The following is a 21,500-nucleotide window of genomic DNA, read 5'->3' on the forward strand; positions in this document are numbered from 1 at the left end:
GGCCAGGCGCTTACCGTCCCGGTTGAACGTCACCGAGGTCACCGGGCCGGTGTGGCCGGCGAGGGTGCGGATCTGGCGGCCGGTGGCCGCATCCCATATCCGCACCGTCTGGTCGTAGCCGGCGCTGGCCAGGCGCTTACCGTCCCGGTTGAACGTCACCGAGGTCACCGGGCCGGTGTGGCCGGCGAGGGTGCGGATCTGGCGGCCGGTGGCCGCATCCCACACCCGCACCGTCCCGTCGAGGCTGGCGCTGGCCAGGCGCTTACCGTCCGCGCTGAACGCCACCGACTTCACCGCGCCTTTGTGGCCGGTCAGGGTGCGGATCGGGTGGCCGGTGGCCACGTCCCACACCCGCACCGTCCCGTCGTGGCCGGCGCTGGCCAGGCGGGTGCCGTCCGGGCTGGACGCCACCGAGTACACCAGACCGGTGTGGCCCTTAAGGACGCCTCGTGCGGGCCGGCTGACCACCGCATACATACTTGCCTGGGCGCCACTGGTCGGGGCAATCGCCCAGGCCGCTGCTGCCAGACGCGCCGCCGTCACCGGGTCGTTGGGCAAGGATTGGCTGTCGGCGGCTAGTCGGCTGGACAGTGCCACGAGGCGTCCCTGTTCGGCGTCCTGGGCGGAGCGCGCCGCAATTATCGCGGTGATGATGGCGATGACCAGGAGTCCGGCCGGGGTGGCGAACAGGGCCTGTCGGCGGCGCCGGGTGCGAGTGGCGGCCCGGGTGCCGGCGTGCAGGAAGGCGGTGGCGAGCTCGGGCAGCCTGAGGTGGCGGCCGGGGTCGGCGTGCCAACTCGCCGCGGCGCGCTGGGCCGTTTCCAGCCGGATGCCGCGATACAGGAACGACGCATCACGGCCGGTCTGCTCCCATTGGGTGGCGTCCTGGCAGATCTCGCCGTGCAGTCGGCGATCGGCTAGTTCTTCGGCCAGCCAGGAGCACAGACGTGGCCAGGCGGTGAGCAGGACGTCGTGGGCGAGTTCGACGGTGCCGGCCGCCGGGTCCGCGAGAGGATCCACGGTCGCCGTGGAGGAAGCGCTGTCGCCCGTCGCGGTCGGGCCGGATGCGCCCAGGGGCGCGGGTACGGGGGCGGGTGGCACGGAACCGGTCACCATCAGCCGGGCGCGGGTGAAGGCCGTCACGACGTGGCGGGCCACCTCGGGCTCGGCCGGCTCGCAGCGGGCGGCCAGCTCACCGACGCTCGCCCGCTGCCGGACGGGCTGCCCGTCGGTGCCGATGAGGGTCAGCGCGAGTAAGACCCCTTGGGCGGCCTGCTGCTGGCGCGGGGGCAGGTCGCGGTAGGCGTCCTCGGCGGCATCCTCAACGGCGGAGGCGACGCCGCCGGAGCGGTCGTAGCCGTGCAGGGTCAGCTGCCCGTCGTGGCGGTGGTGCCAGGTGCGCACCATCGCCATCGACAGCAGCGGCAGCGCCCCCACCACCGAGCCGCCACCCGGCGCCCCATCCGCCGCAGCACCCCGGGTGTGGGCGATGAGGTCACGCACCACCTGCTCGGCCAGGCCGTCCTGCACCCGCAGCCCGGCCGCCGCGGCCGGCCCGGTGATCGCCCTGCGCAGCTCCGGCTCGCTCATCGGGCCCAGCACGAACGCCCGCCCCTCCAGCGCCCGCGCCAGCGCCGGGTGGACGGCGCACCGGTCGATGAAGTCGCCGCGCACCGCCAGCACCACAATCCCGGCCGGCTCCCGATCGTGCCAGTCTGCGCCCTGCCGGTCGGCCGCCTCCCGACCGGGATCCTGCGGGCCAGCCGCTGGTGGGGCAGCAGGGGTGGCGATCGCCTCCAGCGCGGCCACGAACGCGGCCACCTCTCCGGCGTGCCCGCGCACGGAGGAGGTGAACAGTTCCTCGAACTGGTCCACCACCATGATCAGCCGGCGCGGAGTCTGGCCTGACCCACCCAGCTGGCGGCGGCGGATCGCCTCGGCCGCCAGCACTTGCCCGGCCCGCACCCTGGCCCGGGCAGGATCGGCACGCAGTTCACCCGCCACGACATCAGGGTCGGCGCCGCACCGCACCGCCAACTGCACCGCCAGCTCCTGCAGCGGCCGCTCGGCGGGGGTGAAGCATATCTGCGGCCACGATGAGCATCCGCTGGGGTCATCAGGCGCGGCGTCCAGGGCGGGCAGCAGCCCGGCGTGCAGCAGCGACGACTTGCCCGCCCCGGAGGCGCCGGTCACCATGACCAGCCCGCCCTCCGCGCGCTCGGCGGTGACCATCGCCTGCAGCCGGGCGGTGGCCTGGCCCCGCCCGTGGAACAGGACCGCCTGCTCCGGGCCGAACGGCGCCAGTCCCTGATACGGGCAGCCGTCGGCCCACACCACGCCGCCGCCCGCCTCGGGCAGCGTGCGCAGTCGGCTAACGCTGGTGCCGAGCAGCGCCCACCACGCGTCACGGTTGGGGAGGGTGTCGAGCAGGGTGATCGGCACGATGGTGAGGTCCGAGGCGCCCTGACGCGGCGCGTGTTCCGACACCACCCCAACGACAAGGCCACCGGCCAGCACCGCCGCCCCGGACATGCCCGACCAGGCCGACCCGGCCAGCGCCGTGCCGGCCGACGGCAGCGGCGGCCCCTCGGGACGATGCCCGGTCTGCAGGGTCAGCAGGCCCGGCCCCGGCCGCTGCGAGATGGGGATCCGGCCGCTGACCTGGGCGGCCTGCCGGACCGCCGTCGCACCGTGGCCGCGTTCCAGGAACCGCGGGAACCCCACCGCGCCGCAGTCCTCGACCACCTCCAACCGCTCCGTACGCTCGGCGACGCGGGCGAACCCGATCAACGGCAGCAGCCCGATCTCCGCCGGCGCGTCCTCGGTGAGCTCCAGCACGGCCAGATCCGCGTGCCCGACATCTCCGCGCAGCAGCACCCGCGCCCGCCAGCTCCTCTTCGGGCCATCGGGCCAGGGGATGGCCCGCCGGACTTCGATGTCGCCGTCGGCGACAGCGTGCAACGAGGTCAAAACGTGCCGACCTTCGATCATGAAACCCGAGGCGACCTGCCACTCCGTCCGGGCCCGAGAGCCGCGGCCAACGGTGATCTGGGCGATCACCTCGACAAACCGGTCCTGGATCGCCACCAGCACCGCTGCCCCCCTTGGCTAACCCGGCTTGGCGGACGAACGGCGGGCCACCTTGACCGGGTCACCGTGCGCATCGACGGGCGGCTGCAGGACGACGGTCACCTTCTGCACCCGCTCGTGCTCGACCTTGCCGCCGGCGCCGGCCTCTAGCACCCACACCTTGACCTTGCCGCTGCCCTCACCGGTCTTGGTCACCCCGACCTGGAACTCCAGCGTCACCTCCCCGACGGGGAACTGGATCTCCGCATCAGCGCCCGCGGCGATCGCCTCCCGCAGCTCCTGACGGATCTGCTCGATCGCCTCCGGCAGCCCAAGCTCTGCCACACGCCCTCCCACCGCACCAGGGACCCGGCCAGAAACCTGATCTTAGGCCGCCGAACGCCTGCGGCGCCGCCCTTCCCGCCGATCCCCCCACAAACCGACACCACATGACGATGGTCGCCGGTACGGCGGCGCCGTCGGCGACCGCGCATGCGCCATCCGCCACTCTGTCGGCAAGTTTCGTGAGCGCAGCGGGCACACTCCGAAGGAGGCCAGCTCAGTGAGGCGGTCAGGGAGGGACGGTTCATGCAAGCAGCCGCACCGGACGGCGACCCCCCGTTGACGGGCTTCAGCGACGCGCAACGCCTGCAGGCGCTCGAGCGCTGGCGGCTGCTGCGGCCCCACCTCCAAGACGATGTCCCGCTGGCCCGCATCGCCGCCTCCTGCGGGATCCCCGAGCGGACGCTGCGCCGATGGCGCGCCGCCTACCAGGCCGGCGGCCTGGCCGCTCTGGTGCGCCGGTCACGTTCGGACCGCGGCCGGGTGCGGATGCCCGAGCCGTTGCGGCTGCTGATCGAGGGCCTGGCGCTGCGGCCGCCCCGCAGAAGTATCGCGGTGATCCACCGGCAGGCCGCCAGCGTCGCCACCGCGCAGGGCTGGCCGGTCCCCGGCTACTCCACCGTGCACGAGATCGTCCGCAACCTCGACCCGGCGCTGGTGGCGCTCGGAGTGGAGGGCAGCAAACGCTACCGGGAGGTGTATGAGCTGGTGCATCGCAGGGAAGCGTCCCAGCCGAACCAGATCTGGCAGGCCGACCACACCGAGCTGGACCTGTGGGTCATAGACCCCAAGGGGCAACCGGCCCGGCCGTGGCTGACCGCCATCGAGGACGACCACTCCCGCGCGATCGCCGGGTACGCGGTCAACCTGGAGGCGCCCTCGGCGCTGTCCACCGCGCTGGCCTTCCGGCAGGCGATCTGGCGCAAGGCCGAACCGGGCTGGCACGTGTGCGGCATCCCCGAGATCTTCCACCTCGACCACGGCCCGGACTTCACCTCCGCCCATCTGGAACAGGTGATGGCCGACCTGCGCGTGCGGCCGGTGTTCAGCAAGAAGGGCCAGCCGCACGGCCACGGCAAGATCGAACGGTTCATGGAGACCATGAACCAGATGTGCCTGGCCCACCTGCCCGGCTACGCCCCCAAGGGCAGCACCGGCCGCGCCGCCCAAGCCACCCTCACCCTTCCCGAGCTCGACGCCGCGATCGGCAGGTTCATCCGCGAGGTCTACAACCTGCGCCCGCACTCGGAAACCCGCCTCCCGCCGCAGGCGAGGTGGGAGGCCGGCGCGTTCATCCCGCGCATGCCCGACTGTCTGGAGCAGCTGGACCTGCTGCTGTGCACCGTCGCCAAACCGCGCAAGGTCCACACCGACGGCATCCAGTTCCTGGCCCTGCGCTACATCGACCCGGTCCTGGCCGACTACGTCGGCGAACAGGTCACCATCCGCTACGACCCCCGCGACATCACCGAGATCCGCGTCTACCTGCGCCGCCCCGATGGCACCGACGACACCTTCCTGTGCCGGGCGATCTGCCCGCACCTGTCCGGCCAGACCATCAGCCTCAAAGAGATCACCGCCGCGCGCAACGCCCGCCGCAAACAGCTGCGCGGCCGGCTCGCCACCCGCGCCACCGTGGTCGACACCCTGCTGGCCCTGCACGACGAACCGCTGCCCGCCGCCTATCCGGCCACGACTGGGCTGCGCCGATGGACGACCCCGGACACTGCCTCCCCTGCAGACAGTGCAGACAGCGCAGGCGACGCGGGCGACACCTCTACCCCTGGCGATGCTCCGCGACTCAAACGCTACTGGAATGAGTGATCGGCGCTCCGCCCGGAAAGATCCCCGGCGTGGATGAGCCCGATGCCCCAGGTGAGAACACCTCCGAACCCCACCCAGCCCCGACCCCGCCCAGCGCTGCCAGCTCCACGGCGCGCGCGTACACCACCGACCGCCCTGCGCTCGAGCCCGGCCCCGCTCCCGCGAACCGATCCGAGCCAGCGCCCGCGCCGCTCATGGTGACCAAGGAGCACCGCAGGTTCGGCGAGTTCGCCGAAGCCGTCCGCCGCAAGCGCTACATCGGCCTGTGCTACGGCGGCCCGGGCGTCGGCAAGACCGAATCCGCTCGCGCCTACACCCGCTGGGACCAGCTCGCCCCGCACCTCAACGGGCAGGGATCGGCCGCCGCGCCCGAGGCCGACGACGTGCTGGCCGTCCGTGCCGTCATGTACACCCCCAAGGTCCACAGCACCCCGGACAAGCTCGACAAGGAGATCTCCCTGCTGTGCGACCGGCTCGGCCGCACCGTCGACCTCATGCTGCAGACCGGCCGAGGCAACGGCGACAACTCTTCACCTCAGACCAGCTCCACCGGTGCCGAACTCCTGATCGTGGACGAGGCCGACCGGCTCAAAACAGCCGGGCTCGAACAACTCCGCGATCACCACGACCGCACCGGCATCGGCGTGATCCTCATCGGCATGCCCGGCATCGAAAAGCGCCTCGCCCGCTACCCCCAGCTCTACTCCCGGGTCGGCTTCATCCACCACTACAAGCCCCTGTCCATCGACGAACAGGCGCACGTCCTGGACCGCAAATGGCCCCACCTGGGCCTGGGCGCGAGCGACGATTTCGCCACGACCGAGGCCATCGCCGCCATCACCCGCATCACCAGCGGAAATTTCCGCCTCATCACCCGCCTCGTCGACCAGATCGAACGCGTCCTGGAGATTAACCAGCTGAGCACCGTGACCAAGGAAGTCGTCGAAGCCGCCCGCGAGAACCTGATCATCGGCGTCATGTGAGGCTCCCGCCTCGAACTCGCGACCCACCACATCGACAACCCCGGCCCCGCCACGGCGGGGCCGTACTCGTACCGCCACGTGATCACGTCCGGCCAAATAGCGCTGGAGATCCCGGCCATTTACCGCCGGAACTTACACCGAGTGACCGCGACGACCTTCGGGAACGGCCCGGAGTCGGTGAGCGCCTACGAGTACTTCGACAAGGCGGACGCCGGCGCCGGCTTCATGACGATCGCGGTGGGCCACGTACTGGACGTGATCGAGACGGTCCTCGGCGACATCACCGAGATCGACGCACGCACGGAGCTGCTCTGGCCCGAGGTGAAGCTGACCGACACCGGCACGACCACCACCCGTGAGGTCCCGGACCACCTCGACGCGATCCTCAAGACCACCTCCGGCGCCCCGGTGGGAGTACAGGTTCTGGCGGGCGTGCCCGTGCCCGACGCCCGGTTCAGCCTCGAGGTCCGTGGCGCCGACGGCTGGCTCAGGCTGACCGGCAACCACCCCGCCGGCGTCCAGGTCGGCGACCTCACGCTGACCTCGAACGTCGACTTCGAAGCGCCCGACAGCCCCGTCGCCACGGGAACCGGTCCGGCCGCCGCTGAGATCTGGACCGGTGCCGCCCTCAACGTGGGCGAGGTCTACGCGAGCCTCGCGCGCGACATCGCCGACGGCACCCACCACACCCCTGGGTTCGCGCACGCCGCTCACAACAGCCGCCTGGTCGCCCGGGTCGAGCGAGCCGCACGAACCGGCGTCCGAGAGTAGGTGTGCCGGCAGGAACAAGACCTGGTGTCCGCAGCAGTCTGCGCGGACACCAGGTCGTCCCTGGCGCTGGAGCCATGAGGGAAATCGAGCAGGTCGAGGCGCGGCCACCCGAGCTCCCGCCACCAGCCGAGTCTCAGCGGGCTGTCGCGCCCGGCAGCAGCGCCCCGTGGCGTGTGCGTTCCAGATAGTCGCTGAGGGTGTCACGGCTCCGGGTGAGTTCCTGGAGCCTGTCGTTGATGGCCGTCAGCTCGTCGGCAAGCTCCTTGGCCAGATCGATGGGGCACTCGGGGATCTGATCGAGGGCGCACTGCTGCTCCGCGTCCAGGACCATCTTCGTCAGCCGGGTAGTCAGCCCGGCTCGGATCAGGCCACGGACCCGTATCGCGCGATTGCAGGTCGGAGTAGCCGAAGATCGCGTCCGGGCGTTCTGCGGCGGCCAACTTCCCGGCACCTGGATCCCCTGGATCGACTCCTCGAAGTTCGGCTGGCGCCCGTCACACTGCAAATTCCGCGGACAGATGTCCCGGCAGTGGGGGGTGACCGACCCTAAATGTCCCTGAACCGCGTGTGCGATTCCGCGGATAAATGTCCCGAATCGCGCTGCGCTCGGTCGTTGTCCTGATCGTCGGGCTCTTCGAGGATCATCCCGACCGAAGACGCACAGGTATGGCCACGCCACGCCTGCCAGCTGGTGTCGAATGCCACCTGAGCAGCCCGCGTCGTGGGGCACACATGGGCACGATTCGGCGATGCGGATGAGCGCTGCACGGCGCGGGGGAAGCGGTGGGCGAGCGACGCAGTCGGCGCCGCATTGAAGAAGAGGGATGGAGGGCGAGGTCCCGCTGGTCGGCAGAGTTCTTCGACACGGTGCGGGTCAGCTCTGTGTGATCAAGTCAGGGTTAGCTCGCGGATCGCCATCTCCTCGGGTCCTGCGGCAGTGCCTCTCCCGGGTTCAAAGATTGGAGTTCATTCGGTCGGGGCGGGACAGATGCTGCCGATGACCTGTTTCAGCGGCCCGTGTGATCGCCTCGAGTACCCGGTGGCGATCGAGTGCGACCGCGAAATCCGGCGCATCGGCGGTTCCGTCGCGGAGGTCGGCGGCGAACTGGGCGTAGAGGCGGGCGACCCCCGCTGCGGGTGCGTCGAGTTGCAGGTCGGGAGCCGCATAAGCGGGGGGGACCTGTAGCACTTGGACAGGCTCGCTGCCGCGGCGCAGCGTGATGGTGAAATCGGTGAAATGGATGTAGCCCGACGCCGACTCCACACGCACACTGCCCTCGGTGCCCTGGATCTCCCATACCATCGCCGAGCCGGCAGACTGCCCGGCACTGTAGTGCAGCGAAGTGACGATCCCGCCTTCGAGAACGCCGGCGACGACGATCTCATCCGGCGCGTCCTTCGGCAGCGACGCGCCATCGGAGAGGCGGACGCCGTCACCGCGCTGATTGGCGACGACGGCGGACAGACTCTCGAACGTGCCGAGCACGCGCGCAAGCGGTTCGAGCCCGTGGCCGAGCATGATGCTCAGAAGCGTGGCGCCATGCTTTGCGTGAGCCATGTACTCGACCGGCGGGTCATATCGGCCGACCCACATGTCGTCGGTCAAATGCGCTCGGATGCTCGTGCTGAGCGGCTTGCCAATCACGCCTTGCGCGATGAGGTCGCGAAGGAAGAGGATCGGCGGGTGCAGGCCGCCCTGCAACCCGACAACCGTCCGCAGCCGCCGCTCGCGGGCAAACCCCTCCAGCGCTTCGGCCTCCGATAGGTTTCTTGCGAGCGGCCATTCGCAATAAACCATCTTGCCCGCGGCCAGCGCGTCGGAAACAATCTGCTTGTGCTCCGGCACCTTGACCGCAACCACCACCAGGTCGACCTCCGGTCGCACGACCAGAGCCTCATGTGTGTCGAAGGCGAGATCGGCGCCCAGCCGACGAGCGGTCGCGTTCGCGCTCTCCATACGAGTCGTACTGACGGCGCGGATCTGGAACGCGTCGAGCGCCTGCAGCGCCGGGACGTGAGCAATTCCGCCCCAACCCCGATCGGCACTAGCCCCGATAAGGCCGACGCCGATCCGGGTATTTGCTGAATTCGTCATTACGATGCTCCTGCCTTGTGCAGCCCCGGCAACGCTCTCCGGGCTGCGTCACGATGATTCGTTTCCGGACAAATGCGTGGGCACTCGGGCTCACCATGGCGAGCGAGCAATTATTGCCGTTCGCGTAGCGGCCGCGGGGTTCGAGCCCGAGTGACCCAAGCGCAGGTTTTACGTGTGAGCCCAGTGGGCCTCGAGTTCGCGCGCGACATCGGCCGGACGCTCTATCATCGGCCAATGCGAGCTGCGCAGCTTGAAGACGGCACGTGCGCGTGTGGCATTACCGAGCTCGTCGGCGAAGCGGTGAGGAAGAAACGGATCGTCCAGGCCCCAGATCACTAGCGCTGGTGCGGTCACGTTGCTCAAACCTGGCTTCCACTCCGCCCCGACCTCGATCGCCGAACGGTAAAGGGCGAGAATGCTTGCCCTCATAGTGGCATCGAGATGCCGAACCGATTCGTTTGCCGCGTCGCGCGGCATCTGCGCCTCATTGAGGCTTGCTGCAAACGCCTCGAGGTCGAGGTCCGCCATCCATTGCTCGCCCTCGCCTGGCGTTTGCCAGATCTTGGCAAGATAGTGCCACGGATACTCCGGATCGATTGGCCCGCTGATGCCTGTCCATGTCCGCACCAGATCTGGTCGGATAGACGCGAGACGGCCCGTCAGCAGAGACCCCCAATCATGACCGACCAGGTCGACGGGTTCGCCGATTTCTTCGATCTTCTTAATAAGCCAATCGAGATACTCTTCTTTCGTCGACGTGAATCCCGCTGGTAGGGGTACGCCAAACCCGGGGAGATCGATCGTCACAATATCTTCGCGCTGAAGATAGGAACGGACGGTGTCCCAAAGCCGGTGGGTATCAGGTACACCATGGACGAGGACTGCAGGCATTTCGGATTCTCCAATTGATTGTTGTCGTGGTGGAATGGCCGGTCGGCCGAGTCAGGGAAGAAGGATGACTTTGCCGTGGGTGTGGCCCGTGGCGACGAGGCGATGGGCGTCCGCGGCCTCGTCGAGTGGGAAGCTCCGGCCGATGCGTGCGGTCCATGCGCCGGCGGCGATCAGATTCAGGGCTTCCTGGACAGGGCCGCGGTCGCGATTCCCGCTGCCTCCCGGGCTGAATGCGACGCCGTATCGTGCGGCATCGCGGTCGGCGAGCGTCACGATCCGGTCCGGGCCGCCGAGGAGATCGACGAGGGCGGGAAGGAGCCCCTTGCCGGCGGTGTCGAGCGCGGCATCGATACCGTCGGGAGCGGCTTCGCGGATGCGCTCGACCAGGCCCGGGCCGTGGGCGACAGGGATCGCACCGAGACTCCTGACGAAGTCGGCGTTGGCAGTCCCGGCGACGCCGATCACCGTCACACCGCGCTGTCGCGCGAACTGCACGGCGGCGCCGCCCAATGCACCGCTCGCGCCGGTGACCACGAGCGTGTCACCCGGGCGAAGGTTCAGAAGCCCGAGCGCCCTCGCCGCGTTGTCGGCGCCGATGACGGTGGCCGCGGCCTCCTCGAAGGAAACGCCGTCGGGGATCGTCGCGAAGTTGCTGCTGACCGTGTACTCGGCGTAGGAGCCCTGGGTGGCGGAGTCCGGCCACCCGGCGACGCGGTCGCCGACCACGCCCTCGTCGACGCCCGGGCCGACCGCCTCGACGACGCCGGCGAACTCGAATCCGATGATGGCGGGAGCACGCAGGCGGAACGCTCCGGCGCGTGCGAGGATCTCCGCCGGGTTCACCCCGGCGGCGTGAACCCGCGCCAGTACCTGACCCGGACCCGGCACCGGTCGCGGAGCCTCCGCAACCCGCAACACGGAGGGTTCGCCGAACGAGGTGATGACGGCGGCTTTCATGATGATCCTTCTCCTTCTCATATCGAGCCGGCGGCACTTCCGCTGCGGCGTGCTTCGGCGTGCTCGCTCACGGAGGCCCGGTAGCGAGGTCACGTCCGGAGGTCCAGTACGTTAATTCAGGACTGATCGTTCCACAAGTAACGTAGACGGGCAGAGATTTATTCGCAAGCCCTCAACCGTGCGGGCAGGCGTCACGGCCCGGGGCGTCAGGCCTGGGTGTTCGCGCCGTCCTCGGCCCGCGCGAGCTCGATCGCCCGCGTCATGACATCGCGCTGCGCGGGGTTGCACAGGCGTCCCAGTCGCTTTCGTCGCGGGCACCTCGGCGGCGTTCATCACCGGAGCTGTGCTCACCATCGACGGCGGCTTGAACGCCTGATCCTTCGCGTTATCTGGACTGCCTGGTCCGTAAGGGGGCATAATGACTGCCATGCCCGTATCGCAGACCAAGCTGGGGCGACCCCGCGAGTTCGACCCCGACTACGCCCTCGAACAAGCCATGAGAGTGTTCTGGGCCAAAGGATACGAAGGGGCGAGCCTGACGGACCTGACCGAGGCGATGGGCATCACTCGCAGCAGCATGTATGCGGCGTTCGGGAACAAGGACGAGCTGTTCCGCCGAGCGGTCGAGCGGTACACGGAAGGCCCAGCCTCCTACGGAATCCGTGCACTGTCCGAGCCGACCGCACGCGAAGTGGCCGAGTCCATTCTTCGCGGCGCAGCCGCTGCCAGCACGAGTCGCGAGGCACCCCACGGATGCCTTGGCGTCCAGGCTGCACTGTCCGCCGGCGACAACGGGCTCACTGCCCAGAAGGTCCTCGTCGACTGGCGCCAGGATGGCGCTGCGCGCCTCGAGTCCCGATTTCTGCGTGCGCGGGCCGAGGGTGATCTGCCGGAGACCGAGGATCCGCGCACGCTGGCGGCCTACATCACGACGGTCGCGTACGGCATCGCCGTTCAGGCGGCGACGGGCAAGAGCGAGGCGGAACTGCGCCGGGTTGCTGATGTGGCGATGAACGCGGTGTCCTGGTCCCACGGCTGAGACAGCGAACTCTGCGATCGTCTTCATCGATGCCTTAGGCGTCACCGCCGAGTCCGCTCGACAGCAGGGTGCGGGCCGCCGCCGTGGCCGCCCGCACCCTGCTGAGGAGTTCTACTGTCGCTGCCCGCTGCGGGCGGCTTCCTCCACTCGCGCGACGAGCTGACTGTTGTGCAGCGCGTGAGCGAAGCCCGGCGTCGCAAAGGTGTTCTCGTCGATGTCTCGCGCGAGACTCGCGTACACCTCTCCCACGTTGATCGAGGCTCCCGCCCAGAACTCCACAGCGGTGGGTCCGACGCCGGACGAGACCGGCGCATCGGGTGCGTCGAACTAAACGCTTGCCGAAAGGGTGAGATCGCCGACCTGAACACCGCCAGGATGGTTGCCGTCGAGCTTCACCCAACCTTCTGCACCACGCACCTCCAGTGTGAATCGCGACTCCCTAATAGCCACACCCGCGAGGACCTGCACCGACACGGGAGCGCCCGAACTCGTCTTGGCAATCAGGTCGATGTGATCGTCGATTTCACGTTCCGACGTCTCCCCTGAGTCGGTGAGCACCACCTGCGGTCAGAGCCTCTCGGTCCGCGCATCCACCTCGGCGATCTGTCCGAGGGCGGTCTCGATGACGTCCAGGACATGCGCGGTCGTGATCGTGAGGAAACTGGCCCCGGCCTCCTGCTTGTTGAAGTAGTCGTAGGCCGAGATGGACTCCGGGCCGTAGCCGAAGGTCGTGGCGTGAACGCGGGCCGAGAGAACACGCCCGATGGCCCCCTTCGCGATGATCTCCGCCGCGCGTCGCACCGAAGGGTTCAGGCTGCCCTGCAGACCGATTGCCGTGTGCTGAGACCCTACGGCCGCGGCCATCTCCTCCGTTTCACCGAGGTTCGCGCCCAGGGGGGATTCCGAGTAGACGGCCTTGCCCGCGGCTAGCGCCGCCACCACGAGGTCTCGGTGGGCCGGCACTTTCACCGCGACCGTGGCGAGGTCGATGTCGGGGTCGGCGATGAGCGCGTGGGGGTCATCGAACCATCGCCGTGCCCCGAACACCTCCGCGGCGCGCTTCGCCGATTCCTCACGTCGTGTCGCCCACGAAGCCATGATCTGGACCGCAGCCACGTGGCAACTCAGCAACCGCCTGGCCCACTGACCCAGTTCACAGACGCTCTCTAAGAGAGAGGGACAGCACCCGCCCGCGGTCCAGGCGCGTGCAGCGGACCGTCAACGCCCGCCGCTACCTCTTCAAGCTGCCTCTCACGACTCCCGAACGGGGATCCCTGGTAGCAGCGGAACAGGTTGACAGGTTCAGTAAAGGCTGATGTGCCGCTTGAGCTCGGCGTCACGTATAGCGCGGACGCTTGGCGTGCGCTTCTTGGCGGCGTAGCAGGTGCTCGTTGCGATCTCCAACCCGTGCGCGGTCAGCCCACGGCAGATCGGCTCGACCCCGAACACCTGGCGATGAGCGTCCATGAACGCTACGAGCGCTTGTGTGGCCGGTCGAGCTCGGCCGCGAAGAAAGCCGACGCCGCTCTCAAGATCTCGTTGGCCCGCCTCAGTTCGGCGTTCTCCGCCTTCAGCCGCTTGATCTCCTCGGCCTCGGCCGACGTGGTCCCGGGCCGCTGTCGTGCATCGATCTCCGCCCGGCGCACCCAGCTGCGCACGTCTCCGCCGTTCCGATGCCGAGCTTTGCCGCGACCGCGTTCATCGCGGCCCACTCGGTCGGGTAGTTCGGCCGGATCTCCGCGACCATGCGCACCGCACGCTCACGAAGTTCGGGAGGGTAGGGGGACGGACGTGCCATGACTCGATCCTCTCAAGGAATCGAGCTTTCATCAGGCCCGGAGCGGCTCACCCTCCGTACGCAAATGCACCTGATCGTGGATCATGCGGAGTGTTACGCGGCGGACGTGGTGGCGAGTGTGAAGACGGTCCTGGAGATGCCTCTGCTACCGGACGAATGACGCGCCGTTCTGGCAACTGTTGACCAGCAGCTCGTACGAGGTCGACAGGAAACGCGCCTGTTCCCAAGCTTGTGATCTTGTGCCCATTCTGACCTGTAGTGTCTCCGCACCCTACGAGAGATCGAAGGGGGCGGGGGAGTGGCCTTCCCAGATCCGGCGGGAGGCCTGTTCGGGGTAGGGCAGAGTCTCCGACTCGGCGTCCAGGACGCGGGTGAGCTGCTGGTCGGGTTGGTAAGCGGCCCATCCCGCGTCGCCGGTGGTGACGAAGCGGGTCCATGCCTGTTTGAGTTCGTGGGAGAGGGTGATGGCCTCGGGGGTGGGTTCGTCGCCGATGAGCTGCGTGCCGACGGGGCTGTCCAGCGTGCCGAACGCCAGCGGGATGTCAAGGCTGTGGCAGGCGCCCAGGGCGCCGCCGAGCACCGGGGTGGTCCAGCGCAGTTCGAACAGGTACGAGGTGCCGCCGGCTGCGGCGTTCGCCTCGGCCAGCTTCTGTGACGGCATGCGGAAGAGGGCGTCGGAGTACACCGTCTCCACCAGCTCCTCCGGGCCGGCCTGCGGAAACGCGGCACGGTAGGCCTCCGGGCCGTGCGGCTGCGGGGCGAGCAGTTCCAAAGCCGCACGGGCGTCCTGCTCGGTGAAGGTGCCCCGCCGTCCACTCATGACGCTGAAGAACCGGAACTCGTCGCGGGTGTGGCCGACGAGGAGCTCGGTCCCGCTCGCGCGCGCACCGGTCAGCGCGGGCCAGGGCGTTTCGGGGAGGACGTCGCCGTCGACGACGGGGCACAGGGCGGTGCCGGTCTCCGTGAGGCGTCCCCAGCTCTCCCGGTGTGCGTGGAGGCCGGCGTTGAAGGAGGTGAGCTCGGCGGCCAGGTGCCAGGGTTCGATGTCGCGCAAGGCCGCGGCGGTGGGGACCGCCGCGCCGAGCCGGTCCGCTAGCGCGGCGGTGACCTGCCGTGCCAGCGCGGGGGTGCTGTGCAGACCCGGCACCGAGTGGGCGATGGCTCGCCGGAACAGGCCGCGCGCCGGCTTCATCGTCAGGAGGGCGGCGACCGACCCCGCCCCGGCGGACACTCCGCCCACGGTGACCTGGCCGGGGTCGCCGCCGAAGGCGGCGATGTTCCGCTGCACCCACTCCAGTGCCGCGATCTGGTCGAGGAATCCGCGGTTGGGCGGCGCGTCGTCGAGGAACGCGAAACCCTCCGCACCCACGCGGCAGTTGATGGTCACCACGACGAGTCCCGCCTCGGCCAGCGCTGCCGGGTCGTACATCGGGTCGCTCGACGCCGCCGAGAGGTAGCCGCCCACGGGGATCCACACCAGCACCGGCAGTCCTGCCGCGCCCGGATCCGGAGTGCCGACGTTGAGCGTCAGCCAGTCCGTGCCCTGCGGCGGGCCCACGTCGATCGGCAGGGACAGCGGTACCACGGGGCCGAACTCCGCCGCCGGCCTCGTCCCCTCCCAGTGGTGCGGCGGCGCGGGCGCGGCGAAGCGGAGCGCTCCCACGGGGGGCTGGGCGTAGGGGATGCCGCGGAACACCGCGTGCCCCCGCCGCCGGCGCCCCTGCACCACTCCTTCCGTGGTCCGCACCTTTGGCTGTTCAGGCAGTCGTTCAGGCATGACGCTTCCTTCCTGGAGTGGACCCCAGAATTGTAGGTCAAGTGTATTATGTCAACCGTATGGGAAAGAGTCCGGAGTACGAGGGAGAGGTCGGCGATGCCGAAACAGGTGGATCATCGCGGACGCCGCGAAGCGATCGCCCGCGCGCTGTGGCGGGTGGTGGAGCAGCGCGGCGTCGCGCATCTGACGATGCGCGTGGTGGCGCAGGAGGCGGGCATCTCCCTCGGGCAGCTGCAGCACTATTTCGCCTCCCGGGCCGCCATGCTCTCCTTCGCCATGGACTTCGCGTCCGAGCAGACCTCGCTGCGCGTCGAACAGGGCCTTGCGAAGCTCGGTGACCGTCCGCACCCTCGTGACGTGCTGCGACTGACGCTCGCGGAAATGCTCCCCCTGCATGCCGACGCCCGCGCGACCAGCCGGATGAGCGCCGCCTACGTCCTGGAGGCGCTGCACGACGAGGCCGTCCACGAGCAGGCGCGCCGCGGCCTCGTCCAAGGTCGGGCCCTCGTCGAGCAGTTGGTCCGCCATGCGATCGCCGACGGGCACATCGACTCCGACCGCGACCCGGCGACCGAGACCAACCTGCTCCTCGCCCTCACCGGCTTCACCCCCCTGATCGAACTCGACGTGATCGAGCCTCAGGACGCGCTCGCAGCGATCGATCTGCATCTGGACAGGCTGTTCAGCCGGAACGATCGGAGTGCGTGACCTGCGCGTCGACCCCCGTCAGGGTTGGGAAGGAAAAACTTCTCACGCGAAGGTGCGGGGCGGCGCAGCACCCGGTCCGAGCGCATTCGCCGGAGAATCTCCACCGGCACACTTCACGAAGCCGGAGGCCCTCCACTCGGGTCCGCGCGACGAGCCCGAAACGCCCGCCACACTTTCGCCTTCCAGCTCTCGCATCGTCCTGGGCGGCGACCACTCGATCGGCTTCCCCACGGTCCGCGGGCTGACTCCTCACGTGGACGGCAACGTCGGCATCATCCACTTCGACCGGCACGTGGACACCCAGGAGAGCGATCTCGACGAGCGCATGCACACCACGCCTTGGTTTCACGCCACCAACATCAGGAACGCCCCGGCCACCAACCTCGTCCAGATCGGGATCGGCGGCTGGCAGTCACCGCGCGCCGGCGTCAAGGTGGGCCGCGAGCGGGGCACCACGATCATCACGGTGGGCGACGTCGAACGCGTCGGCGTGGAGAAAGTCGCCGAGGTGGCGCTGGAGGTGGCCTGGAAGGACGCAAAGGCGGTCTACCTCTCCTTCGACATCGACGTGATCGACGCCGGGTTCGTGCCCGGCACCGGCTGGCCGGAACCCGGCGGCCTGCTGCCCCGGGAAGCACTCAACCTGGTCCGGCTGGTCTCCGAACCAGGCCTGGCCGGTATCGAGATCGTGGAGTGCTCGCCGCCCTACGACTGGGCCGAGATGACCTGCCTGATGAGCAGCCGGGTCATCCTCGACAGCCTCGCCGTACAGGTGCGCTCCGGCAAACTCGGTCGCAAGCCGTCCAGTTCGGGCCGGGTCGCGTGGGGCCCGTACCCGTCTTGATCGTTTGGCCGCAGCCGGCCTGGGAGGCGGCTGAGTACGGCGGGGGGCATGGGGAACCCTGGTCAAGTGAGCGCGCTGAGGAGACCGCCGGTGGCCGGGGGCGTGACGGAGCTGATCACAGCTTCTCGGGAGTCAGCCCACATAAGCCCAAACCCCACATCGGGATGATCATGACTGGATGAGCGGGCTGGTTGATCTTCTTCGTCTGTCGGGGACTGGTTCGCCTCGCTACGGTGTGTCTCGTCCGTTGGCGTGGTTAGCCGGGAGGCGGGCAGCTCGGCACCAAGTCGCGGGTCGTGATGCAAATGGGCCAGCGGAAGATCGAGTGCACCGAGACCATCACACGCCGGGAACCTGCAGACCTGCGCGAGATCTTGAAAACGAGCGTCGTTCACTTCGATCGTGAGATCGTCGGCGAGGGCATGTGGAGCGCCGTGCGCGACCGGCTGACCGAAGCCAGCCCGGAAACGACGCTCTGGGAGAGCGAGAACGACTACCGGTTCAGCGGCTTTCTGATGAAGCTGGTGGGACTTCTGATGCCCGGCGCCTTCCGCAAGCAGTCGCAACAGCACATGCAGGACTTCAAGGCGTTCGCTGAGCAGAGAAAGGACGTCCGCGAAGCGACGGACTGATCTGACGTGATTGGTCAGGCGTCTGACGGTGTGGCGTGTTGATCTTCCCTTCGTTCGTAGATGACCGCTGGGGCGAGCTCCACCGGCGCTGCGGCGCGCGAAAGGCTCCGCAGCCATCCAGGCATCCGTCCGGCGTGGCCGGCGATCCGGGCCGCGCTCACCCGGCCGGCCGGCCGCTGTAGTTCAGCCTGCCTCGGGGCCGCGAGCCTCCGAGCGATCGCCCAGACCGGGTTCAGCGGCGGCTGTATCCGGGCGCGAGCGGACTCGTCACCTCGGCGGACGGCTTGAAGTACCGCCGGACGTTTTCCGCCTTCTTGTACCTCGACTTCGCCATCAGCATCGGAAGGCTGGCGCCGTGCTCGCCGAGATGGGTGAGTCCGAGTGGCGGACTCGTGCAGATCCCAGCTTGTACCCGGGCCGTGGGCGGCAGTGTGCTCGTCCAGCAGCGCGCGGGCCTGACCGTACGACAGCCGGGCCAGCCCGGTGTCCGGGCACACGTCCCGGCTGCTGAGCACTTTGCCGGGACCGGGGCGGCGGTGGGTGACGAAGACGGGCCCGTGGGTACGGCCTCTGAGCAACCGTGGCAGCAGCCCGGCGGTGCCGGCGTGTGACATCCCAGCGATCGGGCCGGAATCCGTCGATGACCATGCCCCACGCCAGCGATCCGGCGACGAACACCCCACCGTAGGCATCGGGATCATGGCAGGAGCACGGTCCCAGCGCCGGTAAATACGTTGCGGGATCCAAAACGGGCGGGGCATGCTGGGTCGATCGAGCGGCGGAGAGCGCTGCCTGGACTAAGGAGGGCTGACGGATGGCCATCACTGCGCTGCGGCATGTCCGCATCAGTCCCACCTCTTTGTTCAGGAGCACACCCGTTGTCTTCCGAGTACGAACCCGCTGATAGCTACTCCGACCTCCGCTTCCCCCGGTCCGAATTCACCCGTGACGAGTCCCAGCCAGATCCGGCCGCAGCCTTCGTCTTCGAGTTCCATTCGGTCGACGAGGAGCTGGGCCCAGATCAGCGGTGGTCCACCTGGCTGGAGGTCGAGCGCGGTTCTCGCGGCCCGGAACCCCGCCCCTCGTGGGTTGTGACGGAACAGGCTGCGATCGACACCGAGCTCGGCGTCCTCAAAACCGGCAAGGAAGCCGACGTCTTCCTGCTCGAACGGGCCGTCGAAGCCATCGGCGACAACCCTGCGAAGTCCTCGCTGCTGGCCGCGAAACGGTACCGCACCGAGGAGCACCGGTCCTTCCACCGCAGCACGTCGTACGTCGAAGGCCGCCATACCCGCAACAGCCGCGACAGCCGGGCGATGGCGAAGAAGAGCTCGCACGGCCGCAGTGTCGCGGCCGGTCAGTGGGCCTACGCCGAATGGGACGCCCTCAACCGGTTGTGGAAGGCCGGCGTCCCGGTGCCGTATCCCGTGCAGGTGGACGGCACCGAGTTGCTGATGGAGTTCATCGACGACGGCGAGGGCGGTGCCGCGCCCCGGCTCGCCCAGGTCCGGCCGTCGAAGGAGCTGCTCGGTGTGTATTTCGAGCAGCTCCGCAACGGCATGCATGAACTGGCCCGCGCGGGACTCGCGCACGGCGACCTTTCGCCGTACAACGTCCTCGCGCAGGACGAGCGGATCGTGATGATCGACCTGCCCCAGGTCGTCGACATCGTCGGCAACCCGAAGGGCATGGACTTCCTGATGCGCGACTGCCACAACATGGCCACCTGGTTCACGAACCGCGGGCTCGAGATCGACGAACAGGAGCTGTTCGCCGACCTGCTCACGATGGTGTTCTGATCGCCTTATGCACGACAACACACTCGGACACCGAGAGGTCTATCCGGAACCTACAGCGGTGCGGTGAAGTCGGTGACGACCAGTGGCTGACCGAGACCGTGGGCTCTCATTCCAGATCGGGGCCTCGTCGGCTTCTCCTAAGTAGCTCTGCGCAGTGTTCCGATTTCGTCACGCTGCGATCATGTCACCGCGAAGGCCTTTACTACACGGCCTTGCCTTAGGCGAGTGGCTCCGTGGTATCCGGCCACGGAGCCTTCGCGAAAACCCGTTGGCGGACCATGGCGACCACTGCTACCTTTCTGGAGGCCGTGCGAGAGAACGAGGAGGTGGTACCCGTGAACGCAGTATCGACATGGGTGCTCCCCTCTGGGGCCACGGTCGGGCGATAGGTCGTCCGGGAGCGCCGTTCAAGCGCACTCCCGAAAGGCACGACCTTGCGATTCACTTCTGAACAGCGCCTCGACGACGGCGTCGTCGAACGCGAATTCACCCTCGGTGAGATCCCCGGCATCCTGTGGACGCCCTCATCCGCGTCCGCACCGGTCCCGCTGATCCTGCTCGGCCACCCCCCGCTCGGGCTGCGCAAGATGTACCCCCGGCTGGTGGCGCGGGCCCGGCACGCCGCGGCGGATGGCTTCGCCGCCGCCACCATCGAGCTCCCCGGGAGCGGTGACCGGCCCCGTTCGGCCGGCGCCGAGCAGGCCGGCGCCGACCTGCGCCGGGCTATGGAGGCCGGCGAGCCGGTCGGCGACGAGATCATCGACGCCCTCATCCTCCCGCTGGTCGACAAGGCGGTCCCGGAATGGCAGGCCACCTTGGACGCCCTCCTGTCGCTGCCCGAGATCGGCGGCCCGGTCGGGTACTCGGGGGGAGTGATCTCCATCGGCGTCCGGCTTGCGGTGGTCGAGCCGCGCATCGTGGCCGCCGGCTTCTTCGCCGGGAGTTTCGTGCCTCGCACCATGTTCGAGGAAGCCCGACAGGTCACCATTCCGCTGCATGTCCTGCTGCAGTGGGATGACGAAGGGAACGACAGGCAGGCGGCCCTGGACCTGTTCGACGCCTTCGGCTCCAAGGAGAAAACGCTGCACGCCAACATGGGCGGGCACACCGGTGTCCCGCAGTTCGCAGGGGAGGATGCGGCCGGGTTCTTCGCCCGGCATCTGCGCTAGCCGCAGGCAAGGGCCCGCCGCCAGGCCAGCAGCAAGCGGTAGGCGGCGCCGGCCAGCACGCCGCTCATCGAGGACAAGCCCCGGCCCTCCTCGATAGCGGTGGCCAGCAGATGCACAACCGCCACGACCGGCCGGTACCGGCCGGTCGTGGCGGCGGGCTACTTGCTCATCCAAGAGGAAATCCACAGGCATGAGCAGGAACGCTAGGGCGCTCGACCAGGGCAAACAGCCGTCACCGAATCGTCGTCAAGATCGACTCTCTGGCGCCCAAAATCCGGTCCGATCCTCCCCGGAGGCCACCTTGCTGCGCAGCGGTGGTCTGCCGCCGTCGATACCGGACTCGCCCGGCTCTCCCAGTCGCCGGCCGGAAGCCGACAGGGTCACGGAGACTGGCCCTACGGGGGCACGATGGTCATGGTGGGCGCTCACGGAGGTCAGTTCTCCTCGGGGCACGGCTCGTGGCCAGGTCGGCGAACGGCAAAGGGCAGTCGGGGCAGGTGCAGTGGGTCAAGCTGTCGCAGCCCGCCTAGATCACAGCGGTCCGCGCGGAGCGGATGGTGGTCAGGTCCGCGATCGTCGCCTCCACTTCGGCGATCTTGGCCTGGGCGCGGGCGCGCAGGTCCGAGGTGGGGTGCCCGCGCCGGCCGGTGTCGATCAGCTCGGCGACCTCATCCAGGGTGAAGTCGCGAGCCGCTGCGCGACTTCGATCACGGTCAGCAGGGTGATGGTCTCGGGCGTCCGGCCCCACGGTGGCGCTGCGCACGCGCCGGTGGAAGTGAGTGCCGGGAGGGCGTCCGCCGAA

At 68.8% G+C, this 21,500-nt stretch carries 20 protein-coding genes and 2 pseudogenes; 9 read left to right on the top strand and 13 right to left on the bottom strand.

Annotated elements, in window-relative coordinates:
• Both ACIBQX_RS43480 and ACIBQX_RS43485 read right to left on the bottom strand, forming a co-directional pair.
• A partial coding sequence (locus tag ACIBQX_RS43480; protein WP_397015343.1) for a trypsin-like peptidase domain-containing protein occupies positions 1-3,093 on the bottom strand: 3,093 nt, incomplete at its 3' end.
• 15 nt (positions 3,094-3,108) lie between these two features.
• The gene (locus tag ACIBQX_RS43485; RefSeq protein ID WP_397015345.1) at positions 3,109-3,414 is read right to left on the bottom strand and encodes a trypco2 family protein; all 306 of its coding nucleotides are present in this window, start codon (positions 3,412-3,414) and stop codon (positions 3,109-3,111) included.
• Positions 3,415-3,657: 243 nt separating this feature from the next.
• Here ACIBQX_RS43485 and ACIBQX_RS43490 point away from each other — a divergent pair, with 243 nt between their 5' ends.
• The 3 genes from ACIBQX_RS43490 (at position 3,658) to ACIBQX_RS43500 (ending at position 6,989) form a co-directional block, all read left to right on the top strand.
• Positions 3,658-5,235 carry a Mu transposase C-terminal domain-containing protein gene (locus ACIBQX_RS43490; RefSeq protein ID WP_397015347.1) on the top strand — a complete coding sequence of 526 codons (1,578 nt, stop codon included), beginning with the start codon at positions 3,658-3,660 and terminating at the stop codon, positions 5,233-5,235.
• 29 nt (positions 5,236-5,264) lie between these two features.
• Positions 5,265-6,218 (top strand): AAA family ATPase, encoded by a 954-nt coding sequence (locus ACIBQX_RS43495; RefSeq protein ID WP_397015349.1) that lies wholly within the window; start codon positions 5,265-5,267, stop codon positions 6,216-6,218.
• A 141-nt stretch (positions 6,219-6,359) separates the two neighbouring features.
• The gene (locus ACIBQX_RS43500; protein ID WP_397015351.1) at positions 6,360-6,989 is read left to right on the top strand and encodes a hypothetical protein; all 630 of its coding nucleotides are present in this window, start codon (positions 6,360-6,362) and stop codon (positions 6,987-6,989) included.
• A 133-nt stretch (positions 6,990-7,122) separates the two neighbouring features.
• Here ACIBQX_RS43500 and ACIBQX_RS43505 read toward each other — a convergent pair whose 3' ends face one another.
• The 4 genes from ACIBQX_RS43505 to ACIBQX_RS43520 form a co-directional block, all read right to left on the bottom strand.
• The gene (locus tag ACIBQX_RS43505) at positions 7,123-7,320 is read right to left on the bottom strand and encodes a hypothetical protein (RefSeq protein ID WP_397015353.1); all 198 of its coding nucleotides are present in this window, start codon (positions 7,318-7,320) and stop codon (positions 7,123-7,125) included.
• Between the two features lie 621 nt (positions 7,321-7,941).
• Positions 7,942-9,084, bottom strand: coding sequence for a Gfo/Idh/MocA family protein (locus ACIBQX_RS43510; protein ID WP_397015355.1), 1,143 nt, complete (start codon positions 9,082-9,084; stop codon positions 7,942-7,944).
• A gap of 168 nt (positions 9,085-9,252) precedes the next feature.
• Positions 9,253-9,975, bottom strand: coding sequence for an alpha/beta fold hydrolase (locus tag ACIBQX_RS43515; RefSeq protein ID WP_397015357.1), 723 nt, complete (start codon positions 9,973-9,975; stop codon positions 9,253-9,255).
• A 51-nt stretch (positions 9,976-10,026) separates the two neighbouring features.
• Positions 10,027-10,932: an NADP-dependent oxidoreductase gene (locus ACIBQX_RS43520; RefSeq protein WP_397015359.1), complete on the bottom strand. Its 906-nt coding sequence runs from the start codon at positions 10,930-10,932 to the stop codon at positions 10,027-10,029.
• 427 nt (positions 10,933-11,359) lie between these two features.
• Here ACIBQX_RS43520 and ACIBQX_RS43525 point away from each other — a divergent pair, with 427 nt between their 5' ends.
• Positions 11,360-11,971, top strand: coding sequence for a TetR/AcrR family transcriptional regulator (locus ACIBQX_RS43525; protein WP_397015361.1), 612 nt, complete (start codon positions 11,360-11,362; stop codon positions 11,969-11,971).
• A 327-nt stretch (positions 11,972-12,298) separates the two neighbouring features.
• Here ACIBQX_RS43525 and ACIBQX_RS43530 read toward each other — a convergent pair whose 3' ends face one another.
• The 4 genes and pseudogenes from ACIBQX_RS43530 to ACIBQX_RS43545 form a co-directional block, all read right to left on the bottom strand.
• Positions 12,299-12,532 carry a hypothetical protein gene (locus tag ACIBQX_RS43530; RefSeq protein WP_397015363.1) on the bottom strand — a complete coding sequence of 78 codons (234 nt, stop codon included), beginning with the start codon at positions 12,530-12,532 and terminating at the stop codon, positions 12,299-12,301.
• Positions 12,533-12,538: 6 nt separating this feature from the next.
• Positions 12,539-13,087: a Gfo/Idh/MocA family protein gene (locus tag ACIBQX_RS43535; protein ID WP_397015365.1), complete on the bottom strand. Its 549-nt coding sequence runs from the start codon at positions 13,085-13,087 to the stop codon at positions 12,539-12,541.
• Between the two features lie 219 nt (positions 13,088-13,306).
• A pseudogene (locus tag ACIBQX_RS43540) lies at positions 13,307-13,769 on the bottom strand (IS3 family transposase); the annotation flags it as partial.
• A 271-nt stretch (positions 13,770-14,040) separates the two neighbouring features.
• Positions 14,041-15,546, bottom strand: a complete 1,506-nt coding sequence (locus ACIBQX_RS43545) for a carboxylesterase/lipase family protein (RefSeq protein ID WP_397015367.1) — start codon at positions 15,544-15,546, stop codon at positions 14,041-14,043.
• Between the two features lie 96 nt (positions 15,547-15,642).
• Between ACIBQX_RS43545 and ACIBQX_RS43550 the strand changes: the two genes are divergently transcribed.
• From ACIBQX_RS43550 to ACIBQX_RS43560, 3 genes are all read left to right on the top strand, one after another.
• On the top strand, positions 15,643-16,254 hold the full coding sequence (locus ACIBQX_RS43550; RefSeq protein WP_397015369.1) for a TetR/AcrR family transcriptional regulator: 612 nt from the start codon (positions 15,643-15,645) through the stop codon (positions 16,252-16,254).
• Between the two features lie 52 nt (positions 16,255-16,306).
• Positions 16,307-17,098 (top strand): agmatinase family protein, encoded by a 792-nt coding sequence (locus tag ACIBQX_RS43555; protein ID WP_397015371.1) that lies wholly within the window; start codon positions 16,307-16,309, stop codon positions 17,096-17,098.
• A 305-nt stretch (positions 17,099-17,403) separates the two neighbouring features.
• Positions 17,404-17,730, top strand: a complete 327-nt coding sequence (locus ACIBQX_RS43560; protein WP_397015373.1) for an SRPBCC family protein — start codon at positions 17,404-17,406, stop codon at positions 17,728-17,730.
• A gap of 609 nt (positions 17,731-18,339) precedes the next feature.
• Here ACIBQX_RS43560 and ACIBQX_RS43565 read toward each other — a convergent pair.
• Positions 18,340-18,420, bottom strand: a pseudogene (locus tag ACIBQX_RS43565) (hypothetical protein); the annotation flags it as partial.
• Between the two features lie 188 nt (positions 18,421-18,608).
• Between ACIBQX_RS43565 and ACIBQX_RS43570 the strand changes: the two are divergent.
• The gene (locus ACIBQX_RS43570) at positions 18,609-19,529 is read left to right on the top strand and encodes a serine protein kinase RIO (RefSeq protein ID WP_397015375.1); all 921 of its coding nucleotides are present in this window, start codon (positions 18,609-18,611) and stop codon (positions 19,527-19,529) included.
• A 434-nt stretch (positions 19,530-19,963) separates the two neighbouring features.
• Positions 19,964-20,698 (top strand): alpha/beta hydrolase, encoded by a 735-nt coding sequence (locus ACIBQX_RS43575; RefSeq protein ID WP_397015376.1) that lies wholly within the window; start codon positions 19,964-19,966, stop codon positions 20,696-20,698.
• Here ACIBQX_RS43575 and ACIBQX_RS43580 read toward each other — a convergent pair.
• A complete protein-coding gene (locus ACIBQX_RS43580; protein WP_397015378.1) occupies positions 20,695-20,823 on the bottom strand; it encodes a hypothetical protein in 129 nt (42 codons plus the stop codon). The two genes, ACIBQX_RS43575 and ACIBQX_RS43580, sit on opposite strands and share 4 nt — an antisense overlap.
• Positions 20,824-21,224: 401 nt before the next feature.
• The gene (locus ACIBQX_RS43585; protein WP_397015380.1) at positions 21,225-21,461 is read right to left on the bottom strand and encodes a MerR family DNA-binding protein; all 237 of its coding nucleotides are present in this window, start codon (positions 21,459-21,461) and stop codon (positions 21,225-21,227) included.
• Between the last annotated feature and the right edge of the window lie 39 nt (positions 21,462-21,500).

Origin of the sequence: Nonomuraea sp. NPDC049714, from assembly GCF_044465295.1 — a bacterium.
In the GTDB taxonomy this organism is placed as follows: Bacteria; Actinomycetota; Actinomycetes; order Streptosporangiales; family Streptosporangiaceae; genus Nonomuraea.

What these genes read in the sequence shown, in the direction of transcription:
- ACIBQX_RS43520 (WP_397015359.1), bottom strand. Translation starts at nt 10,932, where the DNA reads ATGAAAGCCGCCGTCATCACCTCGTTCGGCGAACCCTCCGTGTTGCGG.
- ACIBQX_RS43505 (WP_397015353.1), bottom strand. Translation starts at nt 7,320, where the DNA reads ATGGTCCTGGACGCGGAGCAGCAGTGCGCCCTCGATCAGATCCCCGAG.
- ACIBQX_RS43490 (WP_397015347.1), top strand. Translation starts at nt 3,658, where the DNA reads ATGCAAGCAGCCGCACCGGACGGCGACCCCCCGTTGACGGGCTTCAGC.
- ACIBQX_RS43560 (WP_397015373.1), top strand. Translation starts at nt 17,404, where the DNA reads ATGGGCCAGCGGAAGATCGAGTGCACCGAGACCATCACACGCCGGGAA.
- ACIBQX_RS43510 (WP_397015355.1), bottom strand. Translation starts at nt 9,084, where the DNA reads ATGACGAATTCAGCAAATACCCGGATCGGCGTCGGCCTTATCGGGGCT.
- ACIBQX_RS43525 (WP_397015361.1), top strand. Translation starts at nt 11,360, where the DNA reads ATGCCCGTATCGCAGACCAAGCTGGGGCGACCCCGCGAGTTCGACCCC.
- ACIBQX_RS43550 (WP_397015369.1), top strand. Translation starts at nt 15,643, where the DNA reads ATGCCGAAACAGGTGGATCATCGCGGACGCCGCGAAGCGATCGCCCGC.
- ACIBQX_RS43515 (WP_397015357.1), bottom strand. Translation starts at nt 9,975, where the DNA reads ATGCCTGCAGTCCTCGTCCATGGTGTACCTGATACCCACCGGCTTTGG.
- ACIBQX_RS43545 (WP_397015367.1), bottom strand. Translation starts at nt 15,546, where the DNA reads ATGCCTGAACGACTGCCTGAACAGCCAAAGGTGCGGACCACGGAAGGA.